Origin of the sequence: Campylobacter hepaticus (assembly GCF_001687475.2) — a bacterium.
Taxonomy (GTDB): domain Bacteria; phylum Campylobacterota; class Campylobacteria; order Campylobacterales; family Campylobacteraceae; genus Campylobacter_D; species Campylobacter_D hepaticus.
The window spans coordinates 648,838-664,958 of record NZ_CP031611.1 but is presented as its reverse complement, the minus strand read 5'-3'; the positions used below and the strand labels follow the sequence as shown (position 1 = coordinate 664,958).

Below are 16,121 nucleotides of genomic sequence, written 5' to 3'. Positions count from 1 at the left end.
AATATTTAGATGTTTTTTGATTTTTCATATATTTTTATAAATTTTTGATAATATTTCCAAGAGCTAAGAATATCGTTGCGATATTGTTTTAAATGAAAAAAAATTATTTTCAAAAATATTAAAAAATTTATCAAGAAATGATTTGTTTTTATTTAAATAAGATATTACATCTTTTTCTTTCATCATTTTTAATTCAGTTTCATCTATAGTTTTTTTGATTTCATGTAAAAAATCATATAAATAATGTTTGATGGTTGTAAATAAGAGATTATTTTGTTTTAAATGATTAAAATCATTTTTGTCGATATATACTCCCATATCATAAGATAAATCATTGTTTATGATTTCTTGTATTATATTAATTTTTTCATTATTTATATGCACTCTGTCTAAAATAATAGGAATACTATTTACATGATCAATATTGGGATTTTTTTTATTATTGGGAGTATTTAAGTAGAAAGTATTGGGAATATCTTTTGAATTTGCATAAAGAGTGATGGGAAAAAGATAACGCATATATCCTCTAAATTCTTTAATTTTAAATAAGTCTAAATGTTCTTCATTAGGAGGAGTGAAATTAAATTTTTTAGCTAATAAATTCATTGTGTTAAAGGCTTTTGTATGGCTAATTTCTTCCATATCAAGGTAATATATATTATCTTGATTAAAATATTTCAATAAATAAGAAAAAATAAAAACTCCATTTTGTAATTCATTAAGATCAATTTTTATTTGATGATTTTGATGAGATAAAAAATGGATATAATGGCGCCAATCATAAGTTAAATTAAATTGGGTTTGATAATTTCTTTGAACTTTACTCCAATCTCTACCCCAGTTGTGTTTTAGTATTCCTATTGGATCACGTACTCCGCAAATAATATCACAGTTGTAGTCTATTAAAGATAAATATTTGTCAAAATAAGGTAAATTGATTTCTGAGATATTAATAGCATATTGTTTTATAGTATTATCATTAAGACACATATAATTGATGCAATATCTTTCTTTTGCATCATTTGGTAAAACCCATGAAGCAAAACAAATAACATTACAACATTGATTAAGATACCTTAAAAATGCTGCTGATCCAACTCCATGAGGAGAAATATAAATAAATTTATAGCGTTTAGGCAGAGGTAGATTTAAATCCCAAGCTAATTCCGCACAATATCTGCTTGCATCTATTTCTATAAAATTAGGGTTAATTAAAGGAGGGTAAGGATGTTGAGTTGTTAAATATTTATTTTTAAATTCATTAGAATTAAGCCAAGTGCAAATGATTTTAATGTTTTCTAAAACAAAATGAAAGAAATTTTCATTTTTTGAATTTTTTAAAGCTTGCAAAAGAATTTGGGCTAAACTTTGATTTAAATTATTTTTTATATAAAGTAGAAGATTTTGCAATATTTTTCTTTATTTTTCTTGTTATCATTTTATTATCTTAAATATTTTTCAAAAATATAGGGTTAAAATAAAATTGTTAAATTATATCAAAAATAAACTTTAATTAAAGTAATAAAAGTTAAAATTTTGATTATCTTAATTTCAAGAAGTAAAAGTATGGAGTATAGAAGATTTCAAACTAGGCAAATTAAAGTGGGAGATGTTTTAATAGGTGGAAATGCACCAATTTCAGTTCAGTCTATGCTTTTTGCTAAGACAAGAGATATTGAAGCTTGTTTGGAGCAAATTAATCGTCTTTATTTTGCAGGGGCAAATATAGTGCGTTTAGCTTGCCTTGATATGATTGATGCAAGAGCTTTGAAAGAGATTAAAAAGCAAAGTCCTTTACCTTTAATAGTTGATATTCATTTTAATCATAATTTAGCTGTATATTGTGCACAGTTTATTGATGGGGTGCGTATTAATCCAGGTAATATAGGCTCTAAAGAAAATATTAAAGAAGTTGTTAAAGCTTGTAAAGAGCGCAATATTCCTATACGCATAGGGATTAATCATGGTTCTATAGAAAAACAATTTAGTAATAAATTAGGTTATGGTATAGAAGCTATGCTTGAGAGTGCTATGTATAATATTAAGCTTTTAGAAGATCTTGATTTTTTAAATATTAAAATTTCAATGAAGACTTCAGATACTCGAAAAACTATAGAGGCTTATGAAAGACTTAGACCGCTTTGTGATTATCCTTTTCATTTGGGTGTAACTGAAGCAGGGACGCAATTTCATAGTACCATAAAAAGTTCTATTGCTTTAGGCAATTTACTTCTTAAGGGTATAGGTGATACTATGCGTGTTTCTATGACAGGTGAGCTTGAGGAGGAAATTCGGGTTGCAAAAGCTATTTTGCAAGATAGCGGGGTGCAAAAAAGCGGGATAAACATCATTTCATGTCCAACTTGTGGAAGGATTCAAAGCGATTTAGTCAGTGCTATTAAAATTGTTGAAGAGAAAACTAAGCATATAAAAGAACCTTTAAATATTAGTGTGATGGGTTGTGTTGTAAATGCTTTAGGAGAGGCTAAAGGAGCTGATGTAGCTATAGCTTTTGGTAAAAATCAAGGACTTGTGATAAGACATGGGGAAGTTGTGGCTAAGCTTAAAGAAAGCGAACTTGTAGATAGATTTTTAATTGAAGTTGAAGATGAAGTAAAAAGTAGAACAAAAAAATAAGCCAATTAAGATCTTTTGATCTTAAAATGGCCATATTGTTTCTATAAATTTGCTGCCCCAAGGTTTTCTAGTGTTTTTATCTACTTCACCTTCTGTTTTATATAAAATTTTAGCATCTGCTATGTATTTGCTATCTATTGTATTATCTTGACTGATGTCATAAGGACGGATAATACCACTTAATTGTATGATTTGTTTTTCTCCATTGATTAAAAGTTCTCTTGAGCCTTCAATAAAATAATTACCATTAGATAAAATTTTAATTACACGTGTTGAAACTGTAGTATTAAAACTTTCATTTCTACTTTGCGTTCCTGTTCCTGTATAATTATTTGAACTATTTGTTTTGAAACCTATATTAGAATAAGCATTAACTTTATTAAGTGCATCTGCTATAATACCTGAACCTCCTGTTAGAGTTCCACCTCCTAAATTTGATGTATTGGTTCTACTTGTTGCTTTATTTGCTTGTGTACTTTGGGTAGTACTTTCTTGTATAATAACTGTTACTAAATCATTTACATTCATAGCTTTTTTGTCAGAAAATAAAGGATTGTCTCCCTTGCCAAAAAGAGATCCTGGTGCACTTTCTATGTTATTACTTTGTTTTGGAGCTAGTTCTTCAACATAAGCTGGAGGTTTCATGGAAATTTGAGGATCAACTGTTGCTGAACAAGCAAAAAATGCAAATGGTAACATATAAAATAAAACTTTTTTCATTTTTTGTCCTTAAAAATAGGAATTTTTATTTTTATTTGTTAAAATTAAAAAAGCAAAGAGTGTTCCATATTTATAAAAGTAAGGAGAAAATAATGGCGAATCTTTATTTAATGAGATCTAGGAGTGATGAACTTAATACTATTATCAGTTCAAAATTGCTTAAAAATTATAGTAAATTGTATAAAAATATTGCAATTTATTGTCCTGTAATTTATATACATCGTATACCTGTTTTGCAAAATTGGCTAGATGAATTTAATATTAATCAAACTTTAAAAAGTGCTTATGGTTTTACTTTTAGAGATGCTATGGAGGAATTTAGTAAAGATCCACATAATTTTTTTAATGTTATTATAGAAGAATATGAGGAATTAAAACGTAAATATGATTTTGTGTTTGTAAATAGTTTTTGTGAATTTGGAATTCTTGATGGATTTGATCTTAGTATAAAATTAGCTAAAAACCTTAATACTCCTATTGCTGCTATTATTAATGATGAGGATAAGCTTATAGCCCAAAAATATTTTGATCATGCTTTAGATGGTAGAAATTATATTTTAATTAATGAAAATTTTAATTTTGAAGAAGTGCAAAAACTCCAAGAATATGATTTTATTACCCCGTACCGTTTTAAATATCAACTTATTAAACAGAGTGTAAAAAATAAAAAAACTGTGGTATTGCCAGAAAGCGATGATGATAGAATTTTAAAAGCCGCTGAAATTTTACTTAAAAGTAATATTGTTGATTTAATTTTATTAGGAGATGAGGAAAAAATTAAAAAAAATATTCATAATTTAGGACTTGATTTAAGCACTATACAAATTATTAATCCTTTAAAATCAGAATATAATCAAGAATTTACTTCTATTCTTTATGAATTGAGAAAATCCAAAGGAATGAGTTTTGAACAAGCACGTAAATTGGTTCAAGATAAAACTTATTTTGGAACTTTGTTAATACATACTGGAAAAGCTGATGCTATGGTAAGTGGGGCTTCAACTACAACAGCTGAAACTATTCGTCCTGCACTTCAGCTTATTAAAACTAAAGAGGGCATTAATTCAGTTTCAGGAATCTTTTTTATGGGACTTGAAGATCAAGTGTTGGCTTTTGCTGATTGTGCTGTAAATCCCAATCCAAGTGCTGAGCAACTTGCTACTAGTGCTTATGTTAGTGCTATGACTGCTAAATCTTTTGGACTTGAACCACGTATAGCTTTACTTTCCTATTCTAGTGGTGATAGCGGTAAAGGAGAAAGTGTTGAACTTATTAAAGAGGCTTTAAAAATTGCTAAAGAGAAATACCCTCACTTAAATATAGATGGTCCTATGCAATTTGATTGTGCTTATGATCTAAAAACAGCAGAAAAGAAAATGCCTCATTCTAAAATAGCAGGTCATGTTAATGTATATATTTTTCCTGATCTTAATGCCGCAAATATTTGCTATAAAGCTGTTCAAAGAACTGCTAATGCTTTAGCAATAGGTCCTATTCTACAAGGACTTAAAAAACCAGTAAATGATTTAAGTCGTGGATGTTTAGTAGATGATATTGTAGATACTGTCATTTTAAGTGCTATACAAGCACAATAACAAAAAAAGGAAGGATAATGAAAATTTTAGTTTTAAATTCAGGATCTTCATCGATCAAGTTTAAATTTTTTGATGATAAAATTGTTAAAGCCAGTGGTTTGGTTGAAAAAATTGGCGAATATAATTCAAAAGTTGTTTTAAAAGACACTTTAAATAATCATCAATTTCAAAGAGAGTTAAACATAAAGAACCATGAAGAGGGACTTCAAATTGTTAATGAACTTTTTAAAGAATCAGGTATTTTAGCAGATGTAAATATGCTTGATGGATGTGGACATCGTATAGTACATGGAGGAAGTAATTTAAGCGAACATTGTTTAGTGGATGATTATGTTCTTGAAGAAATTGATAAAGTAAGTGTTTTTGCACCTTTGCATAATCCTGCGCATTTAGCTGGAATAAAAACTATGTTTAAGGCTGCTCCTAATGTTCTTAATGTCGCTGTTTTTGATACAACATTTCATCGTAGTATTCCTGATTTTGCTCATATGTATGCTTTGCCTTACGAATTTTACAATAAGCATGGTATAAGAAAATATGGTTTTCATGGAACTTCTCATGCTTTTGTTAGCACTCAAGCAGCTTGTATGCTTCAAAAAGATAAAAATGAATTAAATTTTATTTCAGCTCATCTTGGAAATGGTGCAAGTGTGTGTGCTATAAAAAAGGGTCAAAGTGTAGATACATCTATGGGTTTTACTCCTCTTGAAGGTTTAATTATGGGGACGCGTTGCGGTGATATAGATCCTGCTATTTTACCTTTTATCAGTCGTCTTGAAGGTTTAACTATAGAAGAGATTGATACATTAATGAATAAAAAAAGCGGTGTTTATGGAATTTGTGGTTTTAATGATTTTAGGGATATAGAAAATCAAATCAAACAAGATAATGATAAGGCGCGTTTAGCATTGGATATGTTTTGTTATCGTCTTGTAAAATATATAGGTGCCTATTTTGCTGTGTTAGAGCAAACAGATGCTATTATTTTTACTGGAGGTATAGGGGAAAATGATAGTTTAGTACGTCAAAAAGTTTGTGAAAAATTAACTCATCTTGGTATAGAATTAGATTTTAAACTCAATGAGCAAAGGGTTGCACAAGCAAGAATGATTAATTGTACTCATTCTAAGGTGAAAATACTTGTTGTACCAACAGATGAGGAATTAGAAATTGCTAGAATTACAGAAGAGCTTATCAGTAAGAAATAAATTTTAAAAACTATATAAATCTTATTGCTTATATCATTTTATAGCTTTGATTTATTATAGTTTATTTTATATATCCTTATAATGAAGGTGTTTTTAAATAGAGATGAATATTTGTTATTTTTTAATATATTTAAAATTATGTGAATTTACAAAAATAGAAATTTTTAAGTTTTTTAAAATAATCATTTAGTTGAAATTAATTTTCTTTAGATAAGATTTTTAATTAAAAAAAATAAAGTGTCAATAATGAAAACATGGAGAGAATTAAGCTTAAATTTTTTATTTAAAATATCAGATCAACCCGTTCTTGTACGTGATTTATTAGAAGCTAATGCTCTTTTTAATGATGGTATGCTTGTGGATCCTTCTAAGTTGAATTTTAATTTTAAAATTTTAAATTCTTATATTTATTTCGGTCTTTTTTGTGTGCTTGTTTTATTGCCTTTGCTTTTAATTACACATTATTTTTTAACAAAACTTGATTTTCATATAAGTATAATGAGTGCTGTTGTAGTGACTGCTTGTGTATTTATAGGATATGATATTTTTAAAGTTTATGTACGTAAAATAATTTCTAAACAATTAATTCAAAAGGCTTGGGCTTTACATTTTCCTTATTTTCCTTATGAGAAATATTCTTTAATGGCTGGAGAATTTTACAAACAAGCTTTAAAAGAAGAAATTCCAAAAGTCAATTTAGAACAGTATGTTTTAGACAAAATTATTCATTCTAAATAATCTAAAATTTGATTTTGAAAGCGCATATTTTCTAATCTTCTTTTTAAATCTTTATTTTCTTCATTCAAAACACTTTCTTCCGTTTTTAAAATAGCAATTTCTCTGCTAAGATAATAAATTTGATTTCTGATGTAAATTTGAGGAGTAAATAAAAATAAAGCACAAATTACAAATAAGATTGCAAATAAGAGATGGTTGAAATTTAAATTTTTATCTTCTTTTGTTGCTTTAGAAAATCCTTCAAGTAGTACATTTTTAATTTTTTGAGAATCTTCATTATTTTGTTTCACTGGAATTTGAATTGGTGGAGTTGAGATTTTTTGCATATTATCTTGTATTTTTTTTTGCAAATTTTCTAAGCTTTGTTTGATATTGATTTGATTTTCTTTTATAGATTTTTTATAAAGAGCTTGAGATTGTTTTGTTTTAGGATTTATTTGTTGTGTTTTATTGAAAGATTTGATAGTTTCTTGTTTATTTGAAGTTATAATAAGATTGTTATTATTTAAAGTCTGTTTTTGTGATTTAATTTGTATATTATGGGTATTGTTTATTTTTTTTTCTTTTGGTGCAAGATTTTTTTTATTTTTTTTATTTTTTCTTGCTTTAATTTTGGAAAAAAAAATTTTAGCAAAAGATTGTTTTTCTTCTAATTTTACATTAATTAAATCTTTTTTTAAATAAATATTAGATTTTTTATTATGCTGTGTGTTGTATTCTTGATCTAATTCTTCTAAAAAATTATTGTTAGATTTTTTATTAAAACGACGTCTTAAAATATTATCACTAGAAAGTTCTTCTTTTAAATCATCATCAAGAGGTTTTCCTTGATTCATTGCGCGAGAAAATTTTAACATTTTTTGGCGTATATTTTGTCGCTCTTTTAAAAAATCATCTTCTAACATTTATGATCCAAGGTTTTAAAATGAAAAGTACGCATTTTAGCCGAGCTTGCTCGAGAATTATTTGAAAGTTCTTCTTCATTTGCTTTTATAATTTTTTTATTTATGATTTGACCTAAGCTGTGATTATTTCCGCACTCACAACGCAATGTTTTTTCATCGCATATACAAGTTTTTGCCCATTTTTTGAAAAAAGTTTTTATAATTTTATCCTCTAAAGAGTGAAAACTAATAATAGCTAAAATACAATCTTGAAGTTTTAAAACTTCTAAGTCTTGCAGAAATTTTTTAAGTACTTGAAGTTCTTGATTTACTTCTATTCTAATAGCTTGAAATACTAAATTTGCTTGAGATATTTTTCTATGATTTTGCTTCATTTTTCCTATAATTTCATGAAGTTCTTTAGCACTTGTAATTACTTTTTTCTTTCGTGCATAACAAATTTTTTCAGCAATAAAGTAAGCATTATACAATTGTCCGTATTCTTTAAAAATAAAAGCTAGTTGTTCTTTTGTATAGGTGTTAACAATATCAAAAGCTGATATTTTAGCATTTTGATTCATTCTCATATCTAAAAAATCAGAATTTAAGCTAAATCCTCTCTCATTATTGTCAAGTTGAAATGAGGAAACACCAATATCAGCTAAAATGCCTTTGAGTTTGTTTTTATCGCTAATTTTTTGTAAAATTTCACTAAAATTACTTTGCATAAAAATAATTCTATCATCAAAAACTTTTAATCTTTTTTTAGAAAATTCTAATGCTTGTTTATCTTGATCACAAGCGATAAAATGCATGTGAGGGTGATTTTTAAGTAAAGTTTCGCTATGTCCACCAAAGCCTAGGGTGCAGTCTAAAAAATAACCTGTTTTAAGATTTTTAAAAATTTCTTCTACTTCATGGAGCAAAACTGGGATATGGGGAATTTTCAAAATATTAATCCTAAAAATTTATTATTTTAACATATGATTATATCTAAATTTCATTTCAAAAAATTAAAGTGTAAATATTTTTTAGTAAAAATTTTACAATTAAACTCTACTTAAACACTTCTTGGATACAATAATCTAGTTTAAAATGAATCAAGGAATGTTATGCTTACTTGGATGCAACACCACAAAAAATATCTTATTATTACTATATGGGTTAGTACTATAGCTTTTGTTGGAGCAGGATTTTTAGGTTGGGGTGCTTATGATTTTAATCTTAATCGTAGTTCTAGTGTTGCAAGTGTAGGTAGTGAAAAAATATCTTTTAGTGAGTTTGATACTCGATATAAACAGGTCTTAGCTTATTATAATCAAATAAGTAGCGGTGCCTTAACTCAAGAAAATGCTGAACAATTGGGTCTGAAAAATATGGCTTTAAGTTCACTTATTGAAGAAAAACTTTTATTAAATTTTGCTAAAGATTTGGGTATTAGTGTAAATGAAAAAGAAATTGTGCAAAAACTTTTAAGTGTTAAGGAATTTCAAAATATTAATGGAGATTTTAATAAAACCATTTATTATGAGCTTTTAAATGCTAATAATTTAGCACCAAAAGATTATGAAATGCAGCTTGGAAACGAAATAATTATAAATAAATTAGATCAAATTTTTAATATTCCTAGTAAAGATGAAGAATTAAAAATGTTAGGTTCTAGTTATTTTATGCAAGATGAATTAAGTATTGCAAAGATTGATTATGAAGAAAAAAATATTCAAATTAATGAAGAAGAATTAAAAAAACTTTGGAATGAACATAAAGAAGATTATAAAACTCAAAAAATGTATGAAATTTCTACTTATTTTTTGCCTCCTAATGAACAAAAAATTGATGATAAGGAATTAGAAAATTTTTATAATCAAGAAGAAAATAAATTAAAATATAAAGATACTTCAGGTAAGATAATGGATTTTCAAACAGCTAAGAATGAGGTATTTAAAGATTATACTTTAATGCGTTTAAAAAATATTGCTAATTCCAAATTTTTAGATTTAAAAAATCAAAAGGATAGTTTTCAAAAAGATCTAAATATTAGTGAATCAGATATTTCATATCCTATTGATCTTTTAAATAAGGCTAAAAATGCAGATATTTTAAGACCAATGCCTTATAATAATGGATATATTATAATTCGTCTAAATAAAATAGATCCTATTAGAAATAAAACTTTTGAAGAAGCAAGAGAAGAAGTTTTACCTATGTATTTGAGCGAACAAGCTAGAAAAAAATTAGAAGAAAAAGCTAAAAAGAATTTAGCACATTTTCAAGGAGATAATATAGGTTTTGTTACTCGTGATAGTTCTCGTGAGAATGTAAAGCTTGATGATAAATTGCTTAATGATTCTGAATTTGCTTATTTTTTAATTAATGTGTTTAATTCGGATCAAAATAGTTCTTATGTACCCATAAATGACACAAAAGCTATACTTTATAGAATAAATAAACAAAAATTAGATATCAGTTCTGATAAATTTAGACAATATAAAATTATGTTGGAGCAAAATTTACAAAACTTAAAAGCAAGCGAACTTAAGCAAGAACTTATTGATAAACTTAAAAAAATATATCCAATAAAAATTTATTATAAAGGGAATTGATTTTGAATATATTAGGAATTGATTTAGGCTCAACTCAAACTTGTGCCATCATTGCTCAAAAAGATGAAGATGGGTTAAAAATTATTGGTTTTTCTAAAGCAAAAACTAATGGGGTGAAAAAAGGTGCTATTACTAATATAGAGTTAGCTTCTAAATCTATTGAAGAAGCTGTTAGAAATGCTGAAATGATGAGTGGTGTTCATTATGATAAGGTTGTCGTATCTATTTCTGGTGCTTATACTAAAAGTATTGATAGTATAGGGGTTGTAAATATTCCAAATTATGAAATAGGTATTAAAGAGATTCATCGTGCTGTAAGTACAGCTAAGCATACTGCGAATTTACCTAGTGGCTATGAAATTATTCATGTATTGCCTTATAATTTTAAAGTTAATGATCTTGAGCATGTTGATGATCCTTTGGGTATGAGCGGTAATCGTTTAGAGGTATCAACCCATATAGTAATTTCTCAAGAATCTCATATTAAAAATCTTAAAAAGGCTGTTGAATTAGCTGATTTGAGAGTTGATAATATAGTTCTTTCAGGATATGCTTCAGCTATAGCTTGTTTGGATGATAGTGAAAGAGAATTAGGAGCAGTTTTAATAGATATGGGTGGAGCTATTTGTGATATGGTTGTACATACTGGAAATTCCATTCGTTACAATGATTGTTTGCAAATTGGTTCTATTAATATTACTCAAGATTTATCTATGGCTTTGCATACTCCTTTAAAAGAAGCAGAAAAAATTAAACTTAATTATGCAGCTCTTTCTCAGCAACCTAATGTTTTAATACAAATTCCATCAATGGGTGATGAAAAAAAAGTTAATGAAGTTTCTTTGGATATTATTTCTAATGTCATTTATGCAAGAGCAGAAGAGACTTTAATGATTTTGGCCAAGATTTTAAGTGATAATCGTTATGCAAATACTATAGGTGGAGGAGTAGTTTTAACTGGAGGAATGACTAAATTAGCTGGAATTGACGAATTAGCTCCTGCAACTTTTGATAACCGTTCAATCAGACTTGCTACTGCAAGAAAGGATTTAATTAGTGGCTTTAATGAAATTTTTAATGATCCTGAAAATACTTGCGCTATAGGACTTTGTTTATATGGAGCAGGTTATTTTACACCTTATGAGCTTGATTCTAATGAAAAATTAAGATATAAAGGTGAAATTGAAAATTTTAATCGTCAAATTAAACAAAATATTTCTTTGCAAAAAGATGCACAAAGTGAAATAAAATCTGATTTTTTTGATGCAAATTTGCAAGAAAATGATACAATTACAATACAAGAACAACTAGAATTTAAAGAGCCAAAGGAAAAAAAACCTAGTGTTTTTTCAAATATATGGCATAAAATTATGAATCAATTTTAACAAGGAGAAATTTTATGAGTGAATTTTTGGTAGAAGAAATGCAACATAATAAAGGCGCAAAAATTAAAGTCATAGGATGTGGCGGTGGCGGTGGTAATATGATCAATCACATGGTTAAAATGGGATTAAATGATCTTGATTTGATTGCCGCAAATACTGATGCTCAAGCTATTTCAATTTCACTAGCAAAAACTAAAATTCAACTTGGTGAGAAAAAAACTAAAGGTTTGGGTGCTGGAATGCTTCCTGAAGTCGGAGCAGAAAGTGCTAAAGAAAGTTTTGAAGAAATAAAAGCTAGTTTAAGTCAAAGTGATATTGTATTTATTGCTTCAGGTTTTGGTGGAGGTACGGGAACAGGTGCTACTCCAGTTATTGCGCAAGCAGCTAAAGAAATTGGAGCCTTAACCGTTTCTGTGGTAACTATGCCTTTTGCCTTTGAAGGAAAGCAAAGAAAAAAACTTGCTGAAAATGGTCTCCTTGAGCTTAAAAAAGAGAGTGATTCTATCCTTGTTATTCAAAATGAAAAATTATTAAGTATTATTGATAAAAAAGCAGGTATTAAAGATGCTTTTAAATTAGTTGATGATATTTTGGCTCGTGCTGTAAAGGGTATGGTATCTATTTTGCTTGATAATGGTGATATTAATGTTGATTTTGCAGATGTTAGAACTATTATGAGTCATCGTGGTCTTGCGCTTATGGGTGTTGGTAGTGCTAGTGGTGAAAATGCTATAGAAGAAGCACTTTGTAATGCTATAGAATCTCCTTTGCTTGATGGAATGGATATTAAAGGTGCTAAAGGTGTTATTTTACATTTTAAAACAAGTTCTAATTGCTCTTTATTTGAAATTTCAGCAGCAGCAAACAGTATTCAAGAGATTGTTGATGAAAATGCAAAAATTATTTTTGGTTCTACTACAGATGATAGTATGGAAGACAAAGTAGAAGTAACTATTATTGCAACAGGCTTTGAAGATAAAGAAGCTATAAATCAAAAAGCCATTGAAAATACCCAAACTTCTAAAAAAAATCCTTATTTAAATCTTAAAAAAGTAAGTGGTGGTTATGATGAAGAAATAATGGCGCAAATTGAAACACCTACTTTCCTACGCCGTCAAATGGACTGATCTTTAAAGCAAGGTTTTATCTTGCTTTTTTCTCTTATAAAATTTATTTTTAACTTGGAACACTCTTTGCTTTTATACCTATAAAATCTTAGTTTTATAGGTGAAAATATGCAAAATGGATATTATCAAGCAACAGGTGGAATGGTAACTCAGTTAAACAAACTTGATGTTATTACTAATAATCTTGCCAATATTAATACAAGCGGTTATAAAAGAGATGATGTTGTCATTGCAGATTTTAAAAGGATTTTTAAAGAAACTCAAGATGAGTTACCTATAGAAAATCATACAAGAGATGCATCGCGTTTTGTGAATACTACTATAGATAGTATTCCTCAGGTTTCTCAAGAATATACAGATTTTAGCTTAGGTTCTTTAAAAGCTACTAATAATCCTTTAGATTTAGCAATAACACGAGAATATGTTTTTTATTTGGTTAAAACTAAAGATGGGGAAATAAGATTGAGTAAAGATGGAAATTTTCAACTTGATGATGAAGGTTATTTAGTAAATAAGCAAGGTTATCAGGTTTTAAGTACGTATTATTTTAATAATCCTCAAAATGCAGGAATTCGTATTCCAAATGGTGCTAATAAAATTAATGTAGATAAAAATGGCGTTATTGAAGTTGATGGACTTGAAAATTCTAAATTATTTATAGCTCAAGTTGATGATATAAGAGCATTGCAAAAAGATGGAGATAATGTTTATAAAATTGATGATTTAACTCGCATTAGGCATTTAGATCATTCTAATGCTATCTATCAAGGTTTTTCTCAAGGATCAAATGTGAATCCAGTTACTGAAATGGTGGCATTAATAGAGGTTAATAGAATGGTAGAAATGTATCAAAAGGTTATGACAGCTCATATGGATGATTTAAATCAAGAAGCTATTAATAAACTTGCAAGTGTTAAATAATATAAAAAAGGATAAAAAATGATGAGATCTCTTCATACTGCAGCTACAGGGATGATAGCGCAGCAAACTCAAATTGATGTTACTTCAAATAATATTTCCAATGTTAATACGGCAGGATTTAAAAAAAGTCGTGCAGAATTTGCTGATCTTATGTATCAAGTTATGAAGTATGCAGGAACTTCAACTTCATCAACAACCCTTTCTCCCTCTGGTATAGAAGTAGGAGTTGGGGTGCGTCCTACAGCAATAACTAAGGTTTTTACTGAGGGTAATTTAAAATCAACAAGTACAGATGGGCTTGATATGGCTATTGCAGGCAATGGATTTTTTCAAATTCAGCTTCCAGATGGTACTATAGCGTATACTAGAAATGGACAATTTACAAGAGATAATGAAGGTAATATTGTAAATTCGGATGGCTATAAACTTTTACCTGAAATGACTGTACCTGAAGGTGCCTTAGGCATTAGTGTTGCTAAAGATGGAACTGTTTCTGTTATGCTTCCAGGAGAACAACAAGAAACCCAAATTGGTCAAATAGAACTTGTTCAATTTATTAATCCGGCAGGATTACATTCTATGGGAGATAATCTTTATCTTGAAACAGGAGCAAGTGGAGCTCCTGTAGCAGGTATAGCTGGGCAAGATGGACTTGGAAGCATTAAACATGGATTTATAGAGCTTAGCAATGTTCAACTCGTTGAAGAGATGACAGATCTTATTACAGGACAAAGAGCTTATGAGGCGGGTTCAAAAGCTATAACAACTAGTGATGAAATGCTTGGTATAGTAAATCAGCTTAAAAGATAATAAAAATATTTCATTTTTTAATGGCGCATAAAGCGCCATATTTTTTAGCAAGAATAACAAGTTTTAAATTCATAAGCAGTTGGACGGGCTTCTATTGGCCACACTTGGGTTTTAAATTTTAAATGTTGGTATTCATCTATAAAAATATCACTCATTACAGGCTTTAAAAAGGCATTGTGTCGAATGAGTGCTTCAAGGCTTCCTCTTAAAGTATGAGGTAATTGTTCTATGCCCTTTTCACGAATTTCATCTAAGGTTAGATCAAATAAATTTTCTTCCATAGGACCTACAGGAATGGTTTTATTTTTAATTCCTTCAAGACCTGCCATTAAAAGACTTACAAAAGCTAAATAAGGGTTAGCAGTGCTGTCGGGGAAACGAATTTCAATACGAGCTGAATTTTTGTTTATACCATAAGGAATGCGACAACTTGCAGATCTATTTTGAGAAGAGTAGGTTAAAATGCAAGGTGCTTCAAAGCCTGGAACAATTCTTTTGTAAGAATTAGAGCTTGGATTTGTAAAGGCTGCAACACTTCTAGCATTTTTTAAAATTCCTCCTATATAATTTATAGCTGTTTGACTTAGCCCATTATAACCATCTTTATCGTAAAATAAATTAGTTTCTTCTTTCCATAAACTCATGTGTACATGCATGCCATTTCCATTATCACCATATAAAGGTTTTGGCATAAATGTTGCGGTTTTGCCATTAAGGTGAGCTACCATTTTTATAACGTATTTATAAATTTGTACATTATCAGCTGCTTCTACAAGGGTTCCAAAATTTACTCCTATTTCAGCTTGTCCTTGAGCTACTTCATGATGATGAACAAAAGTTTTAAGACCTACTTTGTGAAGTGTTTGAACCATTTCAGATCGAATATCTACTAAAGAATCTATAGGTTGAACTGGAAAATATCCTCCTTTATTTCTAGGGCGATGTCCTGTGTTATAGCTATCTGAAAATTCTCTATTATCATTCCATTCTCCTTCTTCAGTATCTACTTCATATTTAGAACAATGAGCACTATCAACTATTTTGACACTGTCAAAGATAAAAAATTCGTTTTCAGGTCCAAAATAAGCAGTATCAGCTATGCCGCTATTTTGAAGGTATTGCATAGCTTTTTTAGCTATACTTCTTGGACATTTTTCATACATTTGACCTTTATAGATATCATAGACATCGCAAAATACTATAATAGTAGGATCAGCTGTAAAAGGATCTAAAAAAGCACTTTGAACTTCAGGTTTTAAAATCATATCTGATTTTTCAATAGGTTGCCATCCATGAATTGAACTTCCATCAAAAGGAATTCCAGTTTTGAATGTTTCTTCACTAATAGCATCAAGATTATAAGTGATATGATGCCAAGTTCCTATCATATCTGTAAAACGGAAATCCACAAAGATAACTTCATTTTGTTTGCAAAAGCTGAAAAAATCGTCTATATTGTTAACAAATTTTCCCATGTTTTTACTCCTTATTTT

At 28.4% G+C, this 16,121-nt stretch carries 13 protein-coding genes and 1 pseudogene; 9 read left to right on the top strand and 5 right to left on the bottom strand.

The genetic code is table 11. The annotated features are described in order from the left end of the window. Positions 1–5: 5 nt before the first annotated feature. Positions 6–1,410: pseudogene (locus tag A2J15_RS03260) on the bottom strand (DUF2972 domain-containing protein). Positions 1,411–1,566: 156 nt separating this feature from the next. Here A2J15_RS03260 and ispG point away from each other — a divergent pair. Then, entirely contained in the window at positions 1,567–2,637 is a 1,071-nt protein-coding gene (gene ispG / locus A2J15_RS03255; protein WP_066776748.1) for a flavodoxin-dependent (E)-4-hydroxy-3-methylbut-2-enyl-diphosphate synthase, read from the top strand. A gap of 21 nt (positions 2,638–2,658) precedes the next feature. On the opposite strand, the gene flgH is transcribed toward ispG, so the two are convergent. Next, on the bottom strand, positions 2,659–3,357 hold the full coding sequence (gene flgH, locus A2J15_RS03250) for a flagellar basal body L-ring protein FlgH (RefSeq protein WP_066776751.1): 699 nt from the start codon (positions 3,355–3,357) through the stop codon (positions 2,659–2,661). A gap of 89 nt (positions 3,358–3,446) precedes the next feature. On the opposite strand from flgH, the gene pta reads away from it, so the two are divergent. From pta to A2J15_RS03235, 3 genes are all read left to right on the top strand, one after another. Further along, positions 3,447–4,952, top strand: coding sequence for a phosphate acetyltransferase (gene pta, locus A2J15_RS03245; protein WP_116980517.1), 1,506 nt, complete (start codon positions 3,447–3,449; stop codon positions 4,950–4,952). Between the two features lie 17 nt (positions 4,953–4,969). Then, a complete protein-coding gene (locus A2J15_RS03240; RefSeq protein ID WP_066776754.1) occupies positions 4,970–6,160 on the top strand; it encodes an acetate kinase in 1,191 nt (396 codons plus the stop codon). Positions 6,161–6,406: 246 nt separating this feature from the next. Continuing rightward, complete coding sequence (locus tag A2J15_RS03235) at positions 6,407–6,898, top strand: hypothetical protein (RefSeq protein WP_066776757.1); 492 nt, start codon at positions 6,407–6,409, stop codon at positions 6,896–6,898. On the opposite strand, the gene A2J15_RS03230 is transcribed toward A2J15_RS03235, so the two are convergent. Both A2J15_RS03230 and rsmH read right to left on the bottom strand, forming a co-directional pair. Next, positions 6,886–7,803 carry a hypothetical protein gene (locus A2J15_RS03230; protein WP_066776760.1) on the bottom strand — a complete coding sequence of 306 codons (918 nt, stop codon included), beginning with the start codon at positions 7,801–7,803 and terminating at the stop codon, positions 6,886–6,888. The two genes, A2J15_RS03235 and A2J15_RS03230, sit on opposite strands and share 13 nt — an antisense overlap. Further along, complete coding sequence (gene rsmH, locus A2J15_RS03225; RefSeq protein ID WP_066776762.1) at positions 7,797–8,732, bottom strand: 16S rRNA (cytosine(1402)-N(4))-methyltransferase RsmH; 936 nt, start codon at positions 8,730–8,732, stop codon at positions 7,797–7,799. Before rsmH ends, A2J15_RS03230 begins: the two co-directional genes overlap by 7 nt. Before the next feature lie 162 nt (positions 8,733–8,894). Here rsmH and A2J15_RS03220 point away from each other — a divergent pair, with 162 nt between their 5' ends. The 5 genes from A2J15_RS03220 (at position 8,895) to flgG (ending at position 14,628) form a co-directional block, all read left to right on the top strand. Further along, entirely contained in the window at positions 8,895–10,385 is a 1,491-nt protein-coding gene (locus tag A2J15_RS03220) for a peptidylprolyl isomerase (RefSeq protein WP_066776765.1), read from the top strand. Next, the gene (gene ftsA / locus A2J15_RS03215; RefSeq protein ID WP_116980481.1) at positions 10,382–11,770 is read left to right on the top strand and encodes a cell division protein FtsA; all 1,389 of its coding nucleotides are present in this window, start codon (positions 10,382–10,384) and stop codon (positions 11,768–11,770) included. The genes A2J15_RS03220 and ftsA overlap by 4 nt, the downstream gene beginning before the upstream one ends. A 14-nt stretch (positions 11,771–11,784) precedes the next feature. After that, positions 11,785–12,897, top strand: coding sequence for a cell division protein FtsZ (gene ftsZ / locus A2J15_RS03210; protein WP_066776770.1), 1,113 nt, complete (start codon positions 11,785–11,787; stop codon positions 12,895–12,897). Positions 12,898–13,005: 108 nt separating this feature from the next. Further along, on the top strand, positions 13,006–13,818 hold the full coding sequence (locus A2J15_RS03205) for a flagellar hook-basal body protein (protein ID WP_066776772.1): 813 nt from the start codon (positions 13,006–13,008) through the stop codon (positions 13,816–13,818). Between the two features lie 18 nt (positions 13,819–13,836). Then, positions 13,837–14,628, top strand: a complete 792-nt coding sequence (flgG, locus tag A2J15_RS03200) for a flagellar basal-body rod protein FlgG (RefSeq protein WP_066776774.1) — start codon at positions 13,837–13,839, stop codon at positions 14,626–14,628. 44 nt (positions 14,629–14,672) lie between these two features. Here the strand turns inward: flgG and glnA are convergent, their stop codons facing one another. Further along, complete coding sequence (gene glnA, locus A2J15_RS03195; protein WP_066776778.1) at positions 14,673–16,103, bottom strand: type I glutamate--ammonia ligase; 1,431 nt, start codon at positions 16,101–16,103, stop codon at positions 14,673–14,675. Between the last annotated feature and the right edge of the window lie 18 nt (positions 16,104–16,121).